This is a genomic window from Limnobacter sp. G6BE5S, from assembly GCF_058448965.1.
In genome coordinates this window covers 302,923-323,453 of the sequence record NZ_JBZFLM010000003.1, presented here as the reverse complement: position 1 = coordinate 323,453, position 20,531 = coordinate 302,923, and the positions used below count along the sequence as shown (strand labels likewise).

Sequence of the window (20,531 nt, the reverse complement as noted above, 5' to 3'; positions counted from 1 at the left end):
CACCCATGAGCCGTTCCGCGTTTGACGCCTTCGATGGCCTCGACCCCTTGGTTGATCTGGTGCAGGCGCTTAAGCGCTTGCCCGGTGTGGGGCCAAAGTCGGCGCAACGCCTGGCTTTTCATTTGTTGCAAAACGATCGCCAGGCCGCCACGGCTTTGGGCGAATCGTTGTTGAAGGCGGTGGCGGAAATTCGCCACTGCAGCATGTGCAACAACTTTTGCCATGCTGATGTGTGCAGTATTTGCAGCGACACGCGTCGCAACCCCGGCTTGCTGTGCGTGGTTGAAACACCTGCCGATTTGGCCGCCATTGAGGCCACTCAAACTTACCGTGGTTACTACTACGTGCTCATGGGGCGCGCTTCGCCGCTCGATGGTGTGCGCCCTGAGTCGCTGGATTGGCCCAAGCTGAGCCAGCGCCTGGACGACAGCGAAGTGAAAGAAGTGATTTTGGCCACCAACTTCACCAATGAAGGCGAGGCCACGGCTGTATTTCTCACCGACCGCATTCGCCGCATGGCATTGAAGGTGAGCCGCCTTGCCCGTGGCGTGCCCATTGGGGGCGAACTTGAATACACCGACCCCAGCACTGTGGCACGGGCCCTGTTGGACCGCCGCCAGTTGGGCACTGACTCCGACTGACGCTGATCTCCATGACCGACCAACACAGCAATTCCGAAACCGCACAAAACGGCCCGTTGACTGGTATTCGTGTGCTTGAATTGGGGTCCTTGATTGCAGGCCCTTTTGCCAGCAGAATGCTCGGCGAGTTTGGCGCGGAAGTCATCAAGGTTGAAACGCCCGGAAGTGGCGACCCCATACGCAAATGGCGTGTTCTGCACGAGGGCAATTCATTGTGGTGGGCTGTTCAGGCCCGCAACAAAAAATCAATTACGCTGAATTTAAAAGCCGAAGAAGGGCTTGCTGTGTTGCGCAAGTTGATTGAAAGTGCCGACATGCTGGTGGAGAATTTTCGCCCCGGCCAACTTGAAAAATGGGGCTTAAGCCCTGAGCAACTTCAGGCCATGAATCCTGCCCTGATTGTGGTGCGCCTAAGTGGCTATGGGCAAACAGGCCCCTACAAAGATCGCCCGGGTTTTGGTGCCATTGCGGAATCGATTGGGGGCATGCGTTTTTTGAGTGGCGACACCGACCGCCCGCCTGTGCGTGTGGGTATTTCAATTGGCGATTCCCTGGCAGGTTTGCATGCGGTCATCGGTGCGCTGATGGCACTTCAGCACCGCCACAAAACAGGCAAGGGCCAAGTGGTGGATGTGGCTTTGTATGAGTCAGTGTTCAACATGATGGAAAGCCTTTTGCCGGAATACGATTTCGCGGGCGTGGTGCGCAAACGTTCGGGTGCCAGCTTGCCGGGCATTGTGCCTTCGAACACGTACACCTGTGGTTGCGGTGGTTTTATTGTGATTGGCGGCAATGGTGATGCCATTTTCAAGCGTTTGATGCTGGCCATGGGCCGAAGCGATTTTGCTGAAAACCCAGACATGGCCAGCAACGATGGCCGGGTGCGCCACACCGAGTTAATCGACGACACAATTGCACAATGGTGCAAGGAACGCAGCATTGACGAGGCACTGGATGTACTCGAAAAAGCCGATGTGCCTGCCAGCAAAATTTACAGCATCGAAGACATTGTGCATGATCCGCAATTTGCGGCACGCGGCATGATCGAAGAACATGTCTTTGGCGAGGACCGTACCCTGAAGGTGCCCGGCATTGTGCCCAAGCTCAGCGCCACGCCAGGGCAAACCCGTTGGCTTGGGCCCAAGCTTGGGGAGCACAATGCGCAGGTGTTGGCTGACCTTGGGTATTCAGCTGAAGACATTCAGCGGATGGTGGATGACGGCGTTATTTAAGTAGCAACTCATCCAGCGTCATTGAATCTTTCACAAATGCCCGAATGCCTTCGGCCAGTTTTTCTGTGCCCATGGCGTCGGCATTCAGTTCAAAGCGAAATGCGGTTTCACCGTTCGGGAAGGTTTCCCGTGCTTGGGCAAGTGCCCATTCGGTGTTCAAGTCCACTTTCAATGCCACTTCATCGGCTTTCAACTCGGCCAGCAGTTCGGGGCTGATGGTCAGCAGGTCGCAACCCGCCAGTGCCTTGATTTGCCCCGCGTTGCGAAAGCTTGCGCCCATCACTTCGGTGCGAATTCCATTTTGCTTGTAATAGGCGTAAATGCGGCGCACCGATTGCACGCCCGGGTCGTTCACACCCGCATTGGCCGCTTCGTCCCAGGTGTTGCCTGCGGACTTTTTGTACCAGTCGTAAATTCGGCCCACAAACGGTGAAATCAGTTGGACACCGGCTTGCGCACAGGCGTGAGCTTGAATGGGTGAAAACAGCAAAGTCAGGTTGCAGTGAATGCCTTCGGCTTCCAGTGCTTTTGCTGCCTGAATGCCTTCCCACGTGGATGCAATCTTGATCAACACCCGTTTTTCGGTGTCAATGCCTTCTGTTTTGTAAAGCGACACAATTCGCTTGGCGCGGGCAATGGTGGCCTCGGTGTCGAAGCTGAGCCGCGCATCCACTTCAGTGGAAACCCGGCCTGGAATGATTTTCAGGATTTCAGTGCCGAAAGCCACCAACAGCCGGTCGGTTTGTAGTTCCAAAGGCTCATGGCCATATTTGATCTTGATTTGTTCCAGCAAAGGCATGTACTGCGGTTTTTGTACTGCCTTTAAAATCAATGAGGGGTTGGTGGTGGCGTCTTGGGGCAAAAAGGCTGCAATGGCCTGAAAATCGCCTGTGTCAGCCACTACGGTGGTGACTTGTTTCAGTTGTTCTAATGCGTTGCTCATGTCTTGATGGTAGTGAAAATTCAACGAAGTACGATTCAGTATAGGCGTTTAAGGCGTTTGTTTGATGAATGAAATAGTATCCTTTGGGTAGGAATTAAAAAAAACACAACAAACAATGAGTACCCGCCATGTATTCCGAACAAGAACTTGAACAACAGCCCTTGATTGATTCTGATCAATGGGGACGTCTTGAAAATGAACTGGGGCTTGAAATGCTGCAGGAATTTTCTCAAGAGTTTTTTGAAGAAACCCGTGAGATCTGGTTCGTACCAGGTTTTGATCCCTTTGCGATGGAAGAAAAAGCTTTCAAGTCCATGGCACATCGAAGTGCTGGTGCTGCCGGCACCATTGGATTTAAAAAACTCAGATTTGTATTTCTCTGCATGGAACACAACCCGCTGGGCGAAGAAACCCAGCGCTATTTGTCAGCCATGAGTACCATTTTTCAATCAACCCAAGATTGGGTTCAAAGCAAGTAATAAATGATGCAATATTCTTCCGCACGGCCTTGGGCCAGCCTTGGTCTGTTTATCAGCTTGGGCGCGTTGGCTGCCGCACTGTTCTTTCAAATCAGCAAGGAATGGTTTCCCTGTCCGCTGTGCATTATTCAGCGTTATGCCTATCTTGCAACCGCATTGGGCTTCTTGGGTATCGGCTTGAGCAGTCGTCAAAGCGTGTGGTCCAAGGTATTTGTGGTGTTGACGTTGCTCGGCTTTTTAGCAGGTGCAGGTGTGGCTTTTTACCATGTGTGGGTGTTGTCCAATCCGGCTCAAACCTGCGGGGTGGATCCACTTCAAAACACTTTGAATGCCTTGCCTTGGGTGCAGTACTGGCCCGATATGTTTATTGCAGATGGGTTGTGCACCGAGGCATATCCGCCCCTGTGGGGCTTGTCGCTGCCCATGTGGAGCGGTCTCGGTTTTCTGGCGCAGGGACTTGTGTTGCTGGTTACAGTCCGGAATCGTCAATACGTTAAAGGCTCATGGTGACCGGGTTGGCCAAGGTGACCCAAGTGTCCGTACCTTGGCAGGCCTGTTGTTTTCTCTCAAGGGTTTCCATATAGCCTAGCAAAGTGCCCAAAGCGTCCATGGCATTCGGGTTTTTGCTTTGCCTGATGGCATGCAAAATTACGGCCAGTGCGTCATCCAAGTTGGTATCACTGCCCTGTAAGGGGCCAGCCATTTGAAGCTCAACGGTTTCCGGAAAGCGAAAATCGTGTTTGGGTGTGGCTTGCAGTTGTATGGTTTGCATGATGATGAACCTGGATCTGACTTGATCCAAGAATCTCACTTTTGTGTTTCGCCCCACTTTCCGAATAAACCACTTTTTTTGACCCAGTTCAGCAGATCCCCGAAGTGGACTCCACCGATTGGGCGATCATTTTTTTGGCAGCTCACACGTTATGAATAAGACAAATAGGAGTCTGCCCCATGTTGATCAATATTTCAGATGCCCAGGTGGTGCAACCTTTGTTGCAACGAAAGTCTTTGTCGCCCGAGCATTTGTATTTGTATTCCGGCAAACGCTACAACCCTGCCACACGCGTGGCGGGTGAAAGCCTGGTGGCGCTGGAAACTGAACTGACCCAATCCACCTTGCTGTATCTTCAGGCACAGGATTTGTTTGAGGAGCTGGATTGTTGCTACAAGGTGCTGTCCAAGGCCCTGGTGGACGAAGAGCCTGAAACCTTTGTGGTCGTGATGGACGAACTTGCCGAGCGGTTCAAGCACATTGCCATTCATCATTTCGACCTGGCCTATGCTTACCTGGCTTGGCACACAGCCGACGATTACCCGGTGATGCACCACATGCTGGTGGCCTTGACTCTGTTTCGGGTGGGTTTGTGCAGTAACCGGTTTTCAGGCGGTGAGCTTACCTCGCATTTGAAAGCCGCGTTGACCATGAACATCAGCATGTTGACCTTGCAAGCTCGCTTGCGGGCGCAAACCGAGCCCTTGTCGCGCGATCAGCGCGAGACCATTCGCAAACACCCGGAGCAAAGTGCGAACAAGCTGAAATTGCTGGGTGTGAAGGATGAAATCTGGATTGAGTCGGTGCGCATGCACCATGAACTGCCGGATGGTTCGGGTTATCCAAACCAGATACCCAACAACAATGTGGGGTCGGTGTTGTTGAGTGTTTGCGATTCATTTAATGCCAGAATGGCCCAGCGCGACTACCGCAACAATTTCACGGCTGAACAGGCTGTGAAAGACTTGTTTGCTCATGCGGACCATTTGTACAGCTGCTTTACAGCCATCATTCTCGAGGAGTTGGGTATTTACCCGGCGGGTAGTTTGGTGCAATTGACCGGTAGCCAAATTGGTTGCAGCCTGATTCGGGGTGAAACCGCAATTAGCCCTGTGGTTTTGGTGTTTCGAAATTTACCTTCGCCAGGTCCCAGTGCCGCTTTGGTCGACACTTCTGCGGACGGAAACAAAGTGCGCAATGCTCTGCCCAGGCGTGACTTGGGCAAGCTGCCGGGTTTGCTGGAGTTGTTGTCGAAGGTGGTTTAGTTCGATCCGTGTTCGGGCAATTGCAGGCTGGCCACAGTTTGATTGCCCACGCGGTTCAAATTCAGGGTGATGTGATGGCGAGAAGCAATGCGTTCAGCGGTGGCCAGGCCAATGCCTTCGCCGTCGAATTCATCGTTGCCGTGCATGCGGTGAAATAGCTGAAATTTCTGGGCACCGTGTGTGTCTGAGAAGCCCACACCGTTGTCGATAATTTCAAGATTATTGGCGCTGCTTTGTCGGATGATGATTTTTGGCGACTCCACAGGTCTGGAGAATTTCACTGCATTGTCGATCAGCTCTTTGAAGGCTTTCATCATCATGGGTTTGTCAAAACGCCACTTGCCGTGAACCTGAATTTCAATCGGCACAGGCGAGAAGTCAAAGTGCTCATTCACCACCTGCATCAGGGTGTCGTTCAAATCGTGCAGTTGGATATTCAATGGGCAAACACCCAAGCGCAGGTATTCAATCAGGGCATCGAGCAGCACGCCCATGCGTTTGCCATTGCGGCGAATTTCCTCCAGTGATTTGCTGGCTTCGGGGGGGGCATTTTCACCCAGGTCATCGGCCAGAAAAAAGGAATAGGCGTCTATGGCGCGCAGTGGTGCCCGGAAGTCGTGCGCAATGGTGCCAGACAACCAGTTGAGTTGGCTGAGCAAGTCATTGTTCTCTTTGATTTGTCGCTGGGTTTCGATGTCGACACTTTGATTCAGCTGGCTGAGCGCCTCCTTCAGACTGTCTATTTCCGACAGTTGGGCAGTCATTGTTTGTTTGTGTGAGTCTTGGTTTTTCTCGATCTGCTGAAGTGCCAAAGCCTGTTGGCGCTTCAGTTCGCTACGTAGCTTGCTCGACAAGGTTTCCAGTGCAACTTGCTTGGTTCGCAAATCGTCAAGCTCAAGCTGTTGGCTTTTTGCCTGCTCGGGCGTCAACAGCCGTTGGCCAGTGACGAAAGACAGCAGTTTGAGCAGCAGGCGCAGCACTTGAAAATTTAATTGGTTTTGATGGTTGAAACTTGCGACACGGGTGCTTTCTGATCTTTCGCGCCAATGGAGTCGGTGTAAGCACGATACGCTTTACCTGCTGATTCAGCGCTGTAAGCTTCGACTTCGCCCCGATTGATGCCTTCGGCTTGTTCTTTTAGCCAAGTGCGCGTGCTCAAGCCGGTTTCCGCATCGGTGGTGCCTGAAATGGATAAGGTACCTTGAGAGTTGCTGGCTGTGTCTTGCGCACTAACGAGCAGGGGTGCTGCACCTAAGAGTGCAGCCAATATCCAGGGCGTGATCGGGTTCATTGTGGGTTTCCTTTGGCGTCCAAACGCCTTTTGATGGAATTGGCTTGTGACATCACTTGGTTGCGTGTGTTGTCTGACCACTGCAGCCGGTCGGCGATGTCCATGGCCATGTTGAAATCGTCAAACACCAAACCCCAAAGGGCAAGGTTGGCCATGATCTTTGCATCACCGCTGGCCAGTTGGTTGGCTTTCATCAGCGTGTTGTAGGCGGGTTCTTTTTGCCCTTCCAACAGGTACACCAAACCAAGGTCCGAGTAAGCATTGATGTTCAATGGATCCACCTGAATCGATTTTTCCAGGCGAATCACGGCTGTTTTCAGGTCGCCGCGTTCAATGGCCACTTTGCCCAATCCGTACCAGACTGGTCCGCTTTTTTGCTGGCCTTGTCCGCTGAGCAGCGATTTGTACACCAGCTCTGCCTGGTCCAACTGACTGGTCTTGCGCAGCGAATCGGCGCGCAATTGTTTGCTCTGCCTGTCTGATCCCCATTTCTGGTCGTAAGCATCCAGATGAGCCAAGGCTGCGTAGGCATTGTCTTGCTCAATCATGGTTTGAACGAGTTTCAGGTGCAGGTTTTTCTCGCGTTCGGCACGGGCTTTTCTGGTTTGCTCGTCTTCACGGTCAAGTTCTTTGCGCTCGGCTTCAATTAGCGCGTCTTGAGTAGGGCTGGTAGCGCCAATGTTGGGCGAACTGGGTGTTATTGCCGGTTCCGATGCAGGTGCATTGGGTGCCTGTTGCGGAGTTGCACAGGCGGCCAGAATGAATGGCAGTGCCAACATGGCCAGTTGCCGGTTTAAATGCCCCAAAATTAGACGACTGCTCAACACGCTTTAACCCCCGACCCGTTCAAATGCACGAATAATGGAGATGATACCCGGGCCGCCAGTCATGATCAGAAGTGCTGGCAGCATGGTAATCACCATGACACCCGTCAGTTTAACAGTCAGCTTGCCCATTGTTTCTTTGGCATTGGCTCTTTCTTTTTCCACGAGTCGGTCTGAGAACTGTTTCAGAGGTTCCTGAACAGCGCCGCCAAACTTCTCGATTTGCTCCAAGACCTGCACAAATGATTTGAATTCGTCGCTGGAGTACATGTTGCTCATTCGCTTGAGCATGACAATCCATGGCACCCCCGACTTGACTTGAGCCCGGGATCTACGCAACATGCGGCCGGTAATGGGTACCAGGTCATACAGTTGCGAGGTCATGACTTCGATGGACTGGTCCACGCTCAGGCCGACACCCTGCAACAAACGCATCACATCGACCACGGCCACCAATTCACGTTCAAAAGCGGCTTCCCGACCCTCGCCCACGGTTTTCAGGTACCACTTGGGGGCCATGAAACCAATGCCCGTGACCGCCACCACCTGAATCATCGCAATGGGCCCGAAACCTGCATCCCAGTTCAGGAAAAGCCCGATGGCCAAACCAAGGAGTCCAAGTGCGATTCGGATCAATACAAACCGGCTAAGGTCCTCTTCACGTCCAAAGCCAGCCCGTCCCAGAAGTTTTTTGTCTTCATCTTCTACAAAGTAGGTAAATGCCTTGGTTTTGCTGAATTGCTGGCCAATTCTTTCGATTCTTCCGGTCAGCACACTGGTGGGCACCTGGTTGCGCACTGCAGCGGAGCTTTGAACCCTGCGACGAAGTTCGGTGTACTCATCAATTCGGGCCAGCGCTTTTTCTTTGCGGTTGCTTTGGCTCAACAGGCTCCAGGCCAGGCCGATAAACCCCAGCCCCAACAGGAAAATGCCAATCGCCAAAAATGTGTTCATGTCCATGGTGGCGCCCTTAAATGCTTTTGACCATGCGATAAATAATCGCTGCGCCTGCAATTTGCAGCAGTCCCGCGACGAACAGCAACATGCGGCCTGTATCGTCGTTCCACATGGTGCCCAGGTAAGCAGGGTTCAGCGTCAGAATAATACCGGCCAGTGCGGGTGTCAGGCAGCACATGAATACTGCCGACATGCGAGCCTCGGAGGACATGGCCAACATTTCCTGATGATGTTGTTCACGGTCGCGCAGGTACTGCGCCAAACGGCCCAGCAAAATATCGCTTTTGCCACCGTAGTTCAGTGCCAGCGCAACAACGGATGCAATTAGCTTGAATTCCGTCAGGCCATACACGCGCGACAGTCGGTGCATGGCTTGGTCCAGTTCCAGGCCGGCATATTGCATTTGAACAGCCAGCCCCAACGCTTCCTTCAGGGGTTGTTCGGCGTTTTCCAGTGCGGTGTTGAATGACACAGTCAGGCTGTAACCCACCGCGCTTACACGCACCACGCCATCCAGAAAGTTGGGCAATTGGCTTAGCATTTGCAGCCTGCGTTTGCGCTGACGATACAACACATAAGCGGCAATGCCCAGAATGGCGAGAATGAGTGCACCGACGGCACTTGCGGCACCCCGGAAAACGAAAGCAGCCAGCGCCGGTATCAGTGTGATCATGGCCACACGAATGCCCAATGCGCGGTCGATCGACAGGCCCGCTGAAATCAGGCTGTCGGTGATCCATTGTGGAATGTATTTTTTGCGAAGCGGATCTTTTTCCAGCGCCAATGGGTCTCTGGATTTGCTCAACGCGACATCAAGTCGACTTTCCGCCAGTTTGCGGTTTTGTTCTTCAGCACCCCGGCCCAGCAACAGCAGGGCCAGAGAGATGAATACCAAGGCAGCGGCGATCAGTCCGAATGTCATGTCAGGCGAATATGCGAGATTTTCGGGTTTTTGGGATAAGGCACCACAGGGACCCAGTTGTCCAGTTCCTGACCGTCCGGGCCCAGTCGGCTTTCATGGCGATACAGGTCTTGCAGCAAAATATTGTCGTCCACAATGCCAGCCACTTCCGTGATGCTGTAAATGCGGCGTTTGCCAGACGGCAGCCGCACGATTTGTACAATCAGGTCCAGTGCCGATGCAATTTGTCGGCGCAAACTCATTTCATTGCCGGTGAAGCCCGCAAAGCCAGACAGCATTTCAAGGCGGTGCAGGCAATCGCGTGGCGTCGAGGCGTGAATGGTGCCCATAGACCCATCGTGACCAGTACTCATGGCTTGCAGCATGTCGAGAACCTCGGCACCGCGTACCTCGCCCACCACAACCCGGTCCGGGCGCATGCGCAAGCTGTTTTTTACCAGGTCGCGAATCGAAATTGCACCCGCGCCCTCATGGCCACCGGGGCGGCTTTCAAGGCGAACCACATGGTGGTGGTTCAATTGCAATTCTGCGGTGTCTTCAATGGTGATCAGGCGCTCGCCGGGTGGAATAAACTCGGCCAGCACGTTCAGCATGGAGGTTTTGCCGGTGGATGTCGCACCACTGACCACCAGGTTGCAACGTTTGCGAACGGCCTCTTGCATAAGCTCGTACACACGGGCATCAAAGGTGCCCAAACCCATCAGGTCGTCTGCACGCAGCGGGATGCTTCTGAATTTACGAATGGAAACCACCACGCCATCGCGGGCCAGTGGAGAAATAATCACGTTGATCCGGCTGCCATCGGGCAGGCGGGCATCGACCATGGGGCTGGATTCATCAAGCCGGCGGCCCAGTGGTGCCAGAATGCGGCGAACAATGCGAAGTAGGTGGGCATTGTCGACAAAGCGGGCCTGTACGCGTTCCATGCGACCCATTTTGGACACATACACGTCTTTAAAGCCATTGATCATGACGTCTTCAACGTTGGGATCGGCCAGCAGGTCTTCAAGTGGGCCAAAGCCTGCAATTTCCTTGTACAGCGAGTCGGCCACGAAGGTTACTTCGGAGTCGTTCAATGGAATCTGCTTGCCATAAATCAGACTTTGCACTTCACCCTGAATAAATTTTTCAAGGGCGCTGTTGTCCATTTTGGCGAAAGTAGCGCCTTTCTTCTCGATGATGGCCAGAATGTGTTCATGGGCCATTTCTTTCACATCGGCCAACACCGCAGAGTCCATGTCGCTGACTTTGGCGGTGGCAAACTGCAAGTCCTCGGCTGAATTGGCTGCATTGGACTCAGCGCCTTCAATGTGTTCAGGCTCCGAGGGCTTGGGGGGCGGCGCTTCCTGGCCGAAAATGATGTCACTCATTTGTTGAACCATTTCTTGAATGTGCCTGCAAGGCCGCCCTGTCCGTCAAGGTGTTTGCGGTTGGCATTCACTCTGTCGAGCAGTTGTGCGACTGCTTTGGCATACGGGTCTTTCGAATCGGCTGCGGACAATACCTGACCGCCGTTGACGGCATTGATCAGGGGTGCGCGCCGGTCTGGCAGGGTGTGTACCGTTTCAATGTTCAGTTTCTTGGCGATCGATTCTGCGTCCAGCGCAACGTCTTTGTGATAAGGCGTGACCACCAGGTCAAATGTCTGGGTTGCAATGCCTTTGTCGTTCAGGCCTTTGATCAGCTCAGCGGCGGTCACAATACCGGGTACAGACTGAGGTGTCAGCACCATGGTGGAATCAGCGCTTCGCAGCAGGCTGGCCACAAATTCAATGTTCGAGAAGCCGCACAAATCAATCACGATATTCTCGAAAAAGGATTTGATCAGGTTCAGGAATTTCAATGCATCAGACGCGGAAATGTCACGCAAGTCGGCCAGGTTTCTGGGCAGTGAAAGTATGGCCACGCCGGTGGCATTGTTGCGGCGAAACGCGGTTTTTGCCAAGGTGGCATCGAAGCGTTTCAAGTTGCGCACACATTCCACAAAGTCCATCGCGCCCTGTTTGTCTTCGGCTGGCAAATGCACCAAGCCATCGCCCAAGGGCAAACCAAAGTCCAGCAGCAAAGTGCTGTCTTTGTTTTGTTTGGCCAGCTGCACAGCCAGGTTGACTGCCAATGTGGTGGAACCCACACCCTGGCGACCACCCAATACAACCAAGGCATAGCCTTTTCGCTCATTGCTTTGTTTGGGTGCTTTTTCAACAACGCCGGTCAGAATTTTTGTGACTTCTCCTGCACTGGAATCCAGGCTGAGAAAGTCTTTTACGCCAGAACGCAGGGCATTGACCACGTCTTCAGTCGAGTCTTTCGAGCCCATGGCCACAACAGGCAGGTCGGGTGCAAGTTCTCGAAGTTCCTTGACGATCAGAGTGGCGTCCAGGCCGACCTGTGGCGAGTAATCCACCACAGCCATACTGGGTGATACCAGGCCTACGCGTTTGGTAATTTCGCTGAAAGTGCCAGATTCGCGCACCAGCATAAAACGATCGCCCACTGCGTCTGACAACCAAAGCCAATTGGAGTCAGACCCACTGATGAACAATATTCGGGGCATGCTTTGTTGCATCGCTGATTCCCTTTAATTGTTGGTGAAGCCTGGAACTGGCTCTGTTGCGGCGGGCAGGAAGAGTTGGCTCCACACGCTGCGTGGGCGCATGCCAACGTTTTGACCCGGAAGGGCCAAGGCGGGCGCGTCTGCTGCACGGGGTTTTACAAATCGTGGCGTAACGATGATAAGTAGTTCTTTGTCTTCCCGGCTGTAGGTGTTGCCTTTGAAGAAGGCGCCCAAAATCGGAATTTCAGACAACCAGGGTACCCGGTTGGCATTGGCAATAATGTTTCGGCTAATCAAGCCACCGATCACAAAGCTTTGGTTTTCACCCAGTTCAACGGTGGTACTGGCGCGGCGAGTCAAGATGGCGGGAACCAGCACACCTTGAATGGACGTGCCACGAGAAAAGTCGAGATCGCTGACTTCAGGCGATACTTTCAAGGCGATTGTTTTGTTCGACAAAATGGTGGGTGTGAAACTTAAACCGACACCAAACTTTTTGTACTCAATACCAATTGTGCCGTTGCCAGAAGGCACGGGAATTGGAATTTCGCCACCCGCGAGAAACGATGCGTCCTGACCGGATTGGGCAATCAGAGAAGGCTCGGCGAGCACTTTGGCGTAACCGTCAGCTTGGAGAATATTCAAATTGGCTGTCAAGTCACCTGCCAAATTACTTAGAGTCAATCCGAACGCATTTGCTACCGATCCGGCATTGGCGCCAGGATTGGCAATTTGATAGGTGAACTCGCCACCATTAAATTGTCCGGTCAAGTTAATGCCCAAGCGCTGCAACTCACTGCGGGTGAATTCAACCACTTTCACATCCACTTGCACGGTGCCCGACGTTTGAATCGTGGCCTGATCAATCAGCTCGGCTTGTTTTCCATCACTGCCTGGCTTGATCAAACTTTCACGTGCTTGCTGATAGGTACTGACATTGGGCGTTGAGCCTGACAATTTCAATACCTGCCCTTCAGTTTCAAGGTTCAGGTCTTTCAAGTTTGATATGGTTTCAGCCGCTTTGCCAGTGACAGCCACAGTGATTACCCGGGCCATGCTGGCACCACGGTCCCAAATCAAAAGCGATGTAGAGCCGGTTTTCAAACCGGTTACCAATACACCCGCATTTTTGCCGCCACGGTCGGTGGGTTTAAGTACGGTAACCGAAGCAATGCTGGGGTCGCCAATGGACACCCGTGCCGGTATGCCGGGCAGGCTGATGACTTTTTGGAATCCTGTGCTCAGAGTGAGCACAAAAGGCGTTGCGCTACTTGGCGCGGCAGGTGTTTGCCCAACTGCAATTTGCGGGCTGACCAGCCCTGCACAGGCAATCAGTGATATTGCTGCGACCACGCTTTTCAAGGTGATGTTGTTGTTCTTCATCGCGCTGTTTCCCGGGTTGTTTCGCCGCCACGAATCACTTCAACTGTGGCCGGTTCGGCTGCTCGTCGTGTGGTTTGCGCGGGTTTCTTGTTGTCTTTTGTGTTGCTGCTGCCCGGTAGCACTGTATTACCCAGCGATGTTCCTGCAAAGGCTTTGTCACTTGGGCTCAGTTCAATGGGAGGTTGGACCTTCAGTACTTTACCGTCAGGGCCTTTGACTGGAATAGGCTTTAGCACGGTGTCAGGTTGAGGGTACTTGCTCATGTCAGGAAGTTCTTCTTCCTCGGGGCTGCGCAACACCACAAACAATTCACCCTGGGTTTGCGCAATGGCCAACGTGTTGACGTCTGCGGTGGGCACCTCAACCATCATTGCTTTCAATCTGACCTGGCGGTTGTTTACATCCTTGTCATTGGCGGCATTGGTTGTTTCTGGCGCATTCACCAACTGGGAGCCGACAGACAGCACACGCAGTTTGGGCATGATCAATCGCGAAATTGTTTCTTCAATGTCGCGACTGTTAGATTTGAATATCGAGAACACATCGACATAATCACCGGCCTTGATCTTGGCGGTGGCCACGTTGTTTTCATCCAGACGCAAGGCAAAAGCACGATAACCTTCACGCACTTCAGCAGCCACCGCGCCTGACTCAAAATATTGATTGGTCACTGGCAAGCCCTTGCCAATGTTGAACAGCGGCTTCTTGCCAATTACATCGCCGATGTCGGTGAACGAGCCACTGGGGGCAATCGCAAATTTCTCGACCTTCAACATGTCGGACGTCACTGGCTTGCCAAATTGAATTTCAACTGTGCTGACCACCACCGGGAAACGCTCAAGCTCGGTTTTGATGGCTTGACCACCTTTTTTCACGTTCTGACCCGACAAAAAGGCCATGACCATGAAAATCAGTCCGATTCCCAATAGCAGCAGTGCGAGTATTTTTGTTTTTCCTGACATGTCGCGAAGGGCTCCCGGAAGAATTTACAGTGCGTCGGTGTTCTGGTACAGAACTACAGCGCTGGCGCTGAGTTGTTCTGGAAAAAAAGTATCTGCAAATGGAATATTGGACAAAAACGGATTTTCTGAAGTGTTAAAAAACCCCCGAAATTCCAGGCAACTCAAGGCTGGGTTAGTACCCGCGCCCAAAGCGTTGCCGCAATCAGCAGCACCGGCCAATTGGTCGGTGGAAAAGCTAAAGCCCGCCGGGTACATTGCACTGGGCAGGGAATTCAACAACAATTGCCTGGCCGCAGCTTCCGGGTCGGCCGTGCTACCGGCAACAGCAACGCTTCGTGCAGCCTGTGAAACTGCTGAACTAAGCGTGTGTTGCACCATGAACAACAGGCTGTAACCCACAATTGCAAAAATCACTGTGAGTACAATTGGTAACATCAGGGCCAGCTCAACAAGTTGGGCACCGCGCTGTTTAACAGTGCGGCGGCAAAGAGAAGATCTGGCCCGAATATTGAAGTTCACTGTGCATTAATGGCGAGGATCTTACTCACCACCGGTCAGGGCGTTAACGATGTTGCCGAATGCCGTTTCAAGACCACCACCCAACGTAGCAAAACCAGCCACTGCCAGCGCTACAACCAAAGCCGCGATTACTGCGTACTCGATCAAGGAAGCGCCTTCTTCCTTGCGTTTCAAAACCAACTGTTTGTTTGCTGCATTGCTCATGACATTCACTCCTGTGTGAAAATATCGAACTCTAGGTCGAATTCCCCCATGTTAGGGGTACTCCAAATGGATCAAAGCCAAGATCAGACCGTGAATTGCACCGTCTATTCACAATTTTGACCCCAAGGACCACAGCAATCTTAGGGAATTTCACCCAAACTGATTACGCCTTGTGAGTTACGATAGTAAACCAAGTCTGTGACTTGTTGATTGTTACTGTCAGAAACAATTTGCCTTTGATTAACTATTCATGCAAAAGACCAATTTACCCAGAGCCCTAATGGGGCCCCTCCATGCCTTCTTTGGTTTTCTCACAGGCGGTATGCCCGTTTCCAAAGAGCCGGGTAAAGCCAAGCGGCCTTATGAACGCGCCAAGGAAATTACGCAAAAAGCCTGTGCAAAGGCGGCTGCCGTGTCGGGCGGATTGGCTTTGCCCGTGGGCCCACTGGGAATGCTCACCGTATTGCCCGATCTGATCATTGTGTGGCGGATTCAGGCGCAAATGGTTGCTGACATTGCCGTAACTTTTGGTCACAAGAAGCCACTGACCGAACAAGAACTCATGACTTGTCTTTTCAGTCATGTCACGGACACAGCCGTGCGCGAGTATGAAAGATCGATTCCGCTGGAACATGAGGAGAAATCAGCCAAATCGGTGCTTGATCTGATTGATCGATTTACCCGCAGCGGAAGCCGGGATATCGCAGTCCGTGTAACAAAACAAATTGGACAGGCGGTATTCGAGCGGGTGGCCAAGCGCACTGCATCGCGAATCATTCCGCTGGCGGGTGCCGCGGTGGTGTCTGCTTACGCCGCCTTGGATACGAAAGAAGTTGCGCGCACTGCGGTCGAGTTGTTCTCTGGGGAGAAATTGCCCGCACGCAAATCCAAAAAAAGCTATCCAAGACCAGAAGAAATGTTCAACGTCGACAACGTGAAAGACATTCAACCCGACCAAGGGGCTTGAAGCCCTGTGAGCTCTGTGTAACACTGGGATAGGGCCTCGTGTCGCTCACAAGGCATACGCAAGGCAACTCGCACTCGCTGAAACTTATCTGTTTCGTGGAGGAAAGTGCTCATGAATGCCCCACACCAACCGCAGTATCGCGCAGTCACGCTCAGTGACAAGTACACGCTTTCCCAGGGAAAAATTTACATCACCGGCACCCAGGCTTTGGTGCGCCTCATGTTGCTTCAATCCGAACTGGATCGGAAGAACGGGCTGAACACGGGCGGTTTTGTCTCGGGTTACCGCGGCTCCCCTTTGGGTGCGGTTGATCAGGCTTTTTGGGCGGCAAAACAATTTCTTGATCCTTCAAACATTCATTTTCAGGCAGGTCTCAATGAAGACTTGGCCGCCACATCGGTGTGGGGAAGTCAGCAGCTCAATCTGTTTCAGGGCGCAAAAGTGGATGGCGTATTTGGTCTTTGGTACGGCAAGGGGCCCGGTGTAGATCGCAGTCTCGACGTGTTCAAGCATGCCAATGCAGCAGGCACATCAAAACACGGAGGCGTATTGCTGGTGGCTGGCGATGACCACGCCGCAAAAAGCTCCACCTTGCCGCATCAGTCTGACCATGTACTGAAAGCGGCCATGATTCCGGTCTTGTTTCCAAGCAATGTGCAGGAAATTCTGGACTTCGGTGTGTTGGGTTATGCCATGAGCCGCTATGCGGGAGTTTGGGTTGGCATGAAGACAGTGGCTGACGTGGTTGAATGTTCGGCGACAGTCGACATTGATCTGCTGCGCCACACTACGGTGATTCCCACCGATTTCGACATGCCGGACGGTGGGTTGAATATTCGCTGGCCCGACACTGCCCTGGCTCAAGAAGCCCGGTTGATTGATCACAAGCTGTATGCAGCGCTGGCCTTTTGCCGTGCAAACAAAATTAATCGAACGGTGATTGATTCACCGTGTGCAAGATTCGGCATTGTGGCCACGGGCAAGGCTTTTCAGGACACCTTGCAGAGTTTGAATGATTTGGGTTTAAGCCCCCAGCGATGCGCGGAAATTGGTTTGCGTGTTTACAAAGTGGGCATGGTTTGGCCACTTGATGCAGTGGGTATACGGGACTTTGCGAAGGGTTTGCAAGAGATTCTCGTCATTGAAGAAAAGCGTCAATTGGTGGAGTATCAAATCAAGGAAGAGCTGTATGCCTGGCGAGAAGATGTGCGCCCCAAGGTGTATGGCAAGTTTGACGAAAGGCTGGCCGAAGATGGTCGAGAGGGCGGGGAGTGGTCTTTGCCCCAGGGTAACTGGCTGTTACCAAGCCACTATGAACTGGACCCAGCATTAATTGCATTGGCAATTGCCAAACGCTTGCGCCACATGCAATTGCCTGCCGACATCACAGCACTGATTGAAAGCCGAATCAAAACCATTGAACGCAGTCATGAAGTAGGGCATTCAGCCCACGTGCCAGTGGAACGCAAGCCTTACTTTTGCTCAGGTTGCCCACACAATACTTCAACCAAAGTGCCCGAGGGAAGCCGCGCAATGGCGGGTATCGGTTGCCATTACATGGCCGTGTGGATGGACAGAAACACGCAAACCTACACACAAATGGGCGGAGAGGGAGTGCCGTGGATCGGCCAGGCACCGTTCACCGAAACACAGCATGTGTTTGCCAACCTGGGTGACGGCACTTATTTCCACTCCGGAATTCTGGCCATTCGGGCCAGTGTCGCCGCCGGTGTAAACATCACCTACAAATTACTCTACAACGATGCGGTGGCCATGACGGGCGGGCAGCACCTTGACGGCACGCTGACCGTTGCACAACTTACCCGCCAACTGGCAGCCGAGGACGTTGCCAAAATTGTGATTGTCAGCGACAACCCTGGGGTGCACCTGCGCGATTTGGCCGAAGACCCCAAAGCCGAAGGTATTGAAGTGTTCGACCGCCGCGACATGGACACGGTGCAAAAACTGCTGCGCGACATCAAAGGCACCACGGTGCTGGTTTACGAGCAAACCTGTGCCTCGGAAAAACGCCGCAGGCGCAAGCGAACTGATCCAGCCACAGGCAAACCCATGTTTCCTAACCCAGCCAAGCGTGTATTGATCAATCCACGCGTGTGCGAAGGCTGCGGCGACTGTTCGAAGCATTCCAATTGTTTGTCGATAGAGCCGGTTTCAACGCCCTGGGGCGTCAAACGAACCATTAACCAATCCACTTGCAACAAAGACTACAGTTGCCTGGAAGGGCTTTGCCCTAGCCTGGTGACTGTCGAAGGTGGCGAGTTGCGCAAGCCCGATGTTTCCGGGCATCACCATGCGCTTGCCAAAGCGTGTGCCAGTCTCGTGGAGCCGCCATTTCACCTGCACCCTGATGATCTTGAACATCGTTATTCGGTGCTGATTAATGGCGTAGGTGGCACGGGCGTAGTAACAATTGGCGCCTGGTTGGGCATGGCTGCGCATTTGCAGGGTATGGAAGCATTGGCACTGGACATGGCTGGCTTGGCGCAAAAAGGCGGTGCGGTGTTTTCTCATGTGCAGTTTGCGCCCGCGGGCATTACCCTGGCGTCCTCCAAAATTCCGGTGGGTGAAGCCGATTTGATGATAGGCGGTGACCTGGTCGTGTCTGCGCACGAGAAAACTCTGGAATTACTCAATAGCGCTGCGTTCGCCGTGGTGAATACCGACACGTCTCCCACCGCCGATTTTATTGCCCAGCGAGACTGGTGCGCCCCCGTAGATCAAATGCATGCAGACATTGCCCGCGCCTTGCACGAGCCGCAGCGGCAGTATTCGCCCATTCGTGCCCAGTGGCTGGCCGAGCACCTTTTTGGTGACACCGTGTATGCAAACGCTTTGCTCTTGGGTGCTGCATGGCAGCGGGGGTGTTTGCCCCTTCACTTGGCTGCACTGCGCAAAGCGATTGAATTAAATGGCGTGAAAGTGAATGAAAACCTGATGGCTTTTGATGCGGGTCGACTGGCGGTGACCCAGCCTGACCTTCTGCAGGATTTGTTGAACAACCAGGCCGCTTCTGCCACCAAATCAGAGACCGACAATGACAAGCTGGCCCGCTATGAGTCCGAGTTGACGCAGTATCAAAACGCGAAACTCGCTAGCCGTTTTACCGCCAAGGTATTGCCTTTGCGTTCGGGTTTTGAGTCGCTGGGTTTACAATACCAGTGGGTGCGCTTGTGCAGCACGTATTTCAAATTGTTGGCTTTCAAAGACGAGTTTGAAGTGGCTCGCTTGCACACCAACCCGGATTGGCAACAGCACACCATGGCGCAATTTGAGCCGGGGGCCAAGCTGTATTTTCACTTTGCCCCCACTTGGCTGGCCGGGCACAGCAGTCGCCCAAGAAAAATTAAATTGGGCCCCTGGTTTTTCTCTGTGCTCAAGGTTTTGGCCACTTTGCGCCACTTGCGAAACACTGCATTTGACCCATTTAGAGGAAGTTTAGAGCGTAAAAACCAGACTTTACTGGTGAGTTGGTTTGAAACCTGGTTGGAACTGATGCACAATAATCCTTCAATGTTGCAGCACAGCAAACAGACCGAGCACCTTCTTGACCTGTTCAATCAGGTGAAAGGTTTTGGTCAGGTTCGTGCCCAATCATTTGAACAAGTGCGGTTCGAGATTCAAAAGTCCGTGGAAAACAAGCACAACCTGGATCAGCATGACCAAAGCAGACAACAAACCTGAAGCCAAAGTCACCAAACGCAAAGAAACCAAGCGCTCTGAAAAAGTATTGCCCGATGCCTTGGTGCCTGAAAGTCAGTGGGAAATTTTAGGGCAGGCCTGTATGGTCAATGGCAAAGCGGTTCGCTTGCGTCAATGGCCTACCCGTTACGGCGACATGCCTTCCAAAGAGGACATGCACGAGCGCGTCGACCAGTTGTCGGAACGACTGAACCATTTGTTGACTTGCCTTTATGCACAAGGCGAACACAAGCTGCTGGTTATCTTGCAAGGCATGGACACCGCTGGAAAAGATGGTGCAGCCCGCGCCATTATGCGTTCGGTACACCCGATGGCCCTGCGCATGGTGTCCTTCAAAGAACCTTCCGAGCAAGAAGCCGCGCATGACTTTTTGTGGCGCGTTCATCCTCATGTGCCCGGTGCCGGGCAATCGGTGATTTTCAACCGCTCGCATTACGATGGCATCATCATGCCGATTATTCAGGACAATGTGTCGACTACCTGGATTGAAGAGCGCCTTCGTCAGACCAATGATTTTGAGCGTTTGCTGGTTGAAACCGACACCACAGTGCTCAAAATTTTCCTGAATATTTCCCGCGAAGAACAGCATCAACGCATGGTCGAGCGTTGGGAAACTCCCGACAAACGCTGGAAGTTGACTGAAAAAGACCTTCACTGTGGCGAGAATTACAGCATGTACGCCAATGCCTACGAACAGGTGCTCGAAAAAACCTGCACCAAACAGGCGCCCTGGTGGATTATTCCTGCTGACCACAAAGGTTTCCGTAATATGCTGGTGGCAGAAATCCTGGTGGGCACGCTGGAGCGCATGGGTTTGGCTTGGCCTGACCCAGATCCTGTTGTCGCAAAAAGCGAGTTCTGGCGAAAGTCGTCAACCGCCCAAGGAACATAACCGT

The 20,531-nt window shown here is 52.9% G+C and carries 21 protein-coding genes; 8 read left to right on the top strand and 13 right to left on the bottom strand.

Annotation, left to right across the window (positions count from 1 at the left end; translation table 11 throughout):
• Positions 1–5 precede the first annotated feature (5 nt).
• On the top strand, positions 6–641 hold the full coding sequence (gene recR / locus ACVL1J_RS07265; RefSeq protein ID WP_159571912.1) for a recombination mediator RecR: 636 nt from the start codon (positions 6–8) through the stop codon (positions 639–641).
• 11 nt (positions 642–652) lie between these two features.
• Positions 653–1,873, top strand: a complete 1,221-nt coding sequence (locus tag ACVL1J_RS07260; protein WP_341236763.1) for a CaiB/BaiF CoA transferase family protein — start codon at positions 653–655, stop codon at positions 1,871–1,873.
• Here the strand turns inward: ACVL1J_RS07260 and tal are convergent.
• Positions 1,866–2,816, bottom strand: coding sequence for a transaldolase (gene tal / locus ACVL1J_RS07255; protein ID WP_341236764.1), 951 nt, complete (start codon positions 2,814–2,816; stop codon positions 1,866–1,868). The genes ACVL1J_RS07260 and tal overlap by 8 nt on opposite strands.
• Positions 2,817–2,944: 128 nt before the next feature.
• Here tal and ACVL1J_RS07250 point away from each other — a divergent pair, with 128 nt between their 5' ends.
• Positions 2,945–3,295 carry a hypothetical protein gene (locus tag ACVL1J_RS07250; protein ID WP_341236765.1) on the top strand — a complete coding sequence of 117 codons (351 nt, stop codon included), beginning with the start codon at positions 2,945–2,947 and terminating at the stop codon, positions 3,293–3,295.
• Between the two features lie 3 nt (positions 3,296–3,298).
• A complete protein-coding gene (locus tag ACVL1J_RS07245; RefSeq protein ID WP_341236766.1) occupies positions 3,299–3,805 on the top strand; it encodes a disulfide bond formation protein B in 507 nt (168 codons plus the stop codon).
• Here the strand turns inward: ACVL1J_RS07245 and ACVL1J_RS07240 are convergent.
• Positions 3,789–4,067 (bottom strand): hypothetical protein, encoded by a 279-nt coding sequence (locus ACVL1J_RS07240; RefSeq protein WP_394672918.1) that lies wholly within the window; start codon positions 4,065–4,067, stop codon positions 3,789–3,791. The genes ACVL1J_RS07245 and ACVL1J_RS07240 overlap by 17 nt on opposite strands.
• Positions 4,068–4,246: 179 nt before the next feature.
• On the opposite strand from ACVL1J_RS07240, the gene ACVL1J_RS07235 reads away from it, so the two are divergent.
• Complete coding sequence (locus tag ACVL1J_RS07235) at positions 4,247–5,332, top strand: HD-GYP domain-containing protein (protein ID WP_159571930.1); 1,086 nt, start codon at positions 4,247–4,249, stop codon at positions 5,330–5,332.
• Here the strand turns inward: ACVL1J_RS07235 and ACVL1J_RS07230 are convergent.
• The 11 genes from ACVL1J_RS07230 to ACVL1J_RS07180 form a co-directional block, all read right to left on the bottom strand.
• The gene (locus tag ACVL1J_RS07230) at positions 5,329–6,312 is read right to left on the bottom strand and encodes a sensor histidine kinase (RefSeq protein ID WP_341236768.1); all 984 of its coding nucleotides are present in this window, start codon (positions 6,310–6,312) and stop codon (positions 5,329–5,331) included. The two genes, ACVL1J_RS07235 and ACVL1J_RS07230, sit on opposite strands and share 4 nt — an antisense overlap.
• 8 nt (positions 6,313–6,320) lie before the next feature.
• Positions 6,321–6,623, bottom strand: coding sequence for a hypothetical protein (locus ACVL1J_RS07225; protein ID WP_341236769.1), 303 nt, complete (start codon positions 6,621–6,623; stop codon positions 6,321–6,323).
• Positions 6,620–7,447 (bottom strand): hypothetical protein, encoded by an 828-nt coding sequence (locus ACVL1J_RS07220; protein ID WP_341236770.1) that lies wholly within the window; start codon positions 7,445–7,447, stop codon positions 6,620–6,622. Before ACVL1J_RS07220 ends, ACVL1J_RS07225 begins: the two co-directional genes overlap by 4 nt.
• Before the next feature lie 6 nt (positions 7,448–7,453).
• Positions 7,454–8,407: a type II secretion system F family protein gene (locus ACVL1J_RS07215; protein WP_341236771.1), complete on the bottom strand. Its 954-nt coding sequence runs from the start codon at positions 8,405–8,407 to the stop codon at positions 7,454–7,456.
• Between the two features lie 10 nt (positions 8,408–8,417).
• The gene (locus tag ACVL1J_RS07210; RefSeq protein WP_341236772.1) at positions 8,418–9,326 is read right to left on the bottom strand and encodes a type II secretion system F family protein; all 909 of its coding nucleotides are present in this window, start codon (positions 9,324–9,326) and stop codon (positions 8,418–8,420) included.
• Positions 9,323–10,564, bottom strand: coding sequence for a TadA family conjugal transfer-associated ATPase (locus tag ACVL1J_RS07205; RefSeq protein WP_236550905.1), 1,242 nt, complete (start codon positions 10,562–10,564; stop codon positions 9,323–9,325). The genes ACVL1J_RS07210 and ACVL1J_RS07205 overlap by 4 nt, the downstream gene beginning before the upstream one ends.
• Before the next feature lie 128 nt (positions 10,565–10,692).
• On the bottom strand, positions 10,693–11,892 hold the full coding sequence (locus tag ACVL1J_RS07200; RefSeq protein ID WP_491665229.1) for a CpaE/TadZ family protein: 1,200 nt from the start codon (positions 11,890–11,892) through the stop codon (positions 10,693–10,695).
• Positions 11,893–11,904: 12 nt separating this feature from the next.
• On the bottom strand, positions 11,905–13,263 hold the full coding sequence (locus ACVL1J_RS07195; RefSeq protein WP_341236774.1) for a type II and III secretion system protein family protein: 1,359 nt from the start codon (positions 13,261–13,263) through the stop codon (positions 11,905–11,907).
• Positions 13,260–14,225, bottom strand: coding sequence for a Flp pilus assembly protein CpaB (cpaB, locus tag ACVL1J_RS07190; protein ID WP_341236775.1), 966 nt, complete (start codon positions 14,223–14,225; stop codon positions 13,260–13,262). The genes ACVL1J_RS07195 and cpaB overlap by 4 nt, the downstream gene beginning before the upstream one ends.
• Positions 14,226–14,249: 24 nt before the next feature.
• The gene (locus ACVL1J_RS07185; protein ID WP_341236776.1) at positions 14,250–14,744 is read right to left on the bottom strand and encodes a TadE/TadG family type IV pilus assembly protein; all 495 of its coding nucleotides are present in this window, start codon (positions 14,742–14,744) and stop codon (positions 14,250–14,252) included.
• Positions 14,745–14,765: 21 nt separating this feature from the next.
• Positions 14,766–14,948, bottom strand: a complete 183-nt coding sequence (locus tag ACVL1J_RS07180; RefSeq protein ID WP_159571961.1) for a Flp family type IVb pilin — start codon at positions 14,946–14,948, stop codon at positions 14,766–14,768.
• A gap of 322 nt (positions 14,949–15,270) precedes the next feature.
• Between ACVL1J_RS07180 and ACVL1J_RS07175 the strand changes: the two genes are divergently transcribed.
• The 3 genes from ACVL1J_RS07175 (at position 15,271) to ACVL1J_RS07165 (ending at position 20,527) form a co-directional block, all read left to right on the top strand.
• Positions 15,271–15,915, top strand: a complete 645-nt coding sequence (locus ACVL1J_RS07175; RefSeq protein WP_159571964.1) for an EcsC family protein — start codon at positions 15,271–15,273, stop codon at positions 15,913–15,915.
• 111 nt (positions 15,916–16,026) lie between these two features.
• The gene (locus ACVL1J_RS07170; protein ID WP_341236777.1) at positions 16,027–19,617 is read left to right on the top strand and encodes an indolepyruvate ferredoxin oxidoreductase family protein; all 3,591 of its coding nucleotides are present in this window, start codon (positions 16,027–16,029) and stop codon (positions 19,615–19,617) included.
• A complete protein-coding gene (locus ACVL1J_RS07165; protein WP_341236778.1) occupies positions 19,592–20,527 on the top strand; it encodes a PPK2 family polyphosphate kinase in 936 nt (311 codons plus the stop codon). The genes ACVL1J_RS07170 and ACVL1J_RS07165 overlap by 26 nt, the downstream gene beginning before the upstream one ends.
• Positions 20,528–20,531 lie beyond the last annotated feature (4 nt).

Coding starts and splice junctions, on each gene's coding strand:
- recR (WP_159571912.1), top strand. CDS start 6: ATGAGCCGTTCCGCGTTTGACGCCTTCGATGGCCTCGACCCCTTGGTT.
- ACVL1J_RS07260 (WP_341236763.1), top strand. CDS start 653: ATGACCGACCAACACAGCAATTCCGAAACCGCACAAAACGGCCCGTTG.
- tal (WP_341236764.1), bottom strand. CDS start 2,816: ATGAGCAACGCATTAGAACAACTGAAACAAGTCACCACCGTAGTGGCT.
- ACVL1J_RS07250 (WP_341236765.1), top strand. CDS start 2,945: ATGTATTCCGAACAAGAACTTGAACAACAGCCCTTGATTGATTCTGAT.
- ACVL1J_RS07245 (WP_341236766.1), top strand. CDS start 3,299: ATGATGCAATATTCTTCCGCACGGCCTTGGGCCAGCCTTGGTCTGTTT.
- ACVL1J_RS07240 (WP_394672918.1), bottom strand. CDS start 4,067: ATGCAAACCATACAACTGCAAGCCACACCCAAACACGATTTTCGCTTT.
- ACVL1J_RS07235 (WP_159571930.1), top strand. CDS start 4,247: ATGTTGATCAATATTTCAGATGCCCAGGTGGTGCAACCTTTGTTGCAA.
- ACVL1J_RS07225 (WP_341236769.1), bottom strand. CDS start 6,623: ATGAACCCGATCACGCCCTGGATATTGGCTGCACTCTTAGGTGCAGCA.
- ACVL1J_RS07215 (WP_341236771.1), bottom strand. CDS start 8,407: ATGGACATGAACACATTTTTGGCGATTGGCATTTTCCTGTTGGGGCTG.
- ACVL1J_RS07210 (WP_341236772.1), bottom strand. CDS start 9,326: ATGACATTCGGACTGATCGCCGCTGCCTTGGTATTCATCTCTCTGGCC.
- ACVL1J_RS07205 (WP_236550905.1), bottom strand. CDS start 10,564: ATGGACTCTGCGGTGTTGGCCGATGTGAAAGAAATGGCCCATGAACAC.
- ACVL1J_RS07200 (WP_491665229.1), bottom strand. CDS start 11,892: ATGCAACAAAGCATGCCCCGAATATTGTTCATCAGTGGGTCTGACTCC.
- ACVL1J_RS07195 (WP_341236774.1), bottom strand. CDS start 13,263: ATGAAGAACAACAACATCACCTTGAAAAGCGTGGTCGCAGCAATATCA.
- cpaB (WP_341236775.1), bottom strand. CDS start 14,225: ATGTCAGGAAAAACAAAAATACTCGCACTGCTGCTATTGGGAATCGGA.
- ACVL1J_RS07180 (WP_159571961.1), bottom strand. CDS start 14,948: ATGAGCAATGCAGCAAACAAACAGTTGGTTTTGAAACGCAAGGAAGAA.
- ACVL1J_RS07175 (WP_159571964.1), top strand. CDS start 15,271: ATGCCCGTTTCCAAAGAGCCGGGTAAAGCCAAGCGGCCTTATGAACGC.
- ACVL1J_RS07170 (WP_341236777.1), top strand. CDS start 16,027: ATGAATGCCCCACACCAACCGCAGTATCGCGCAGTCACGCTCAGTGAC.
- ACVL1J_RS07165 (WP_341236778.1), top strand. CDS start 19,592: ATGACCAAAGCAGACAACAAACCTGAAGCCAAAGTCACCAAACGCAAA.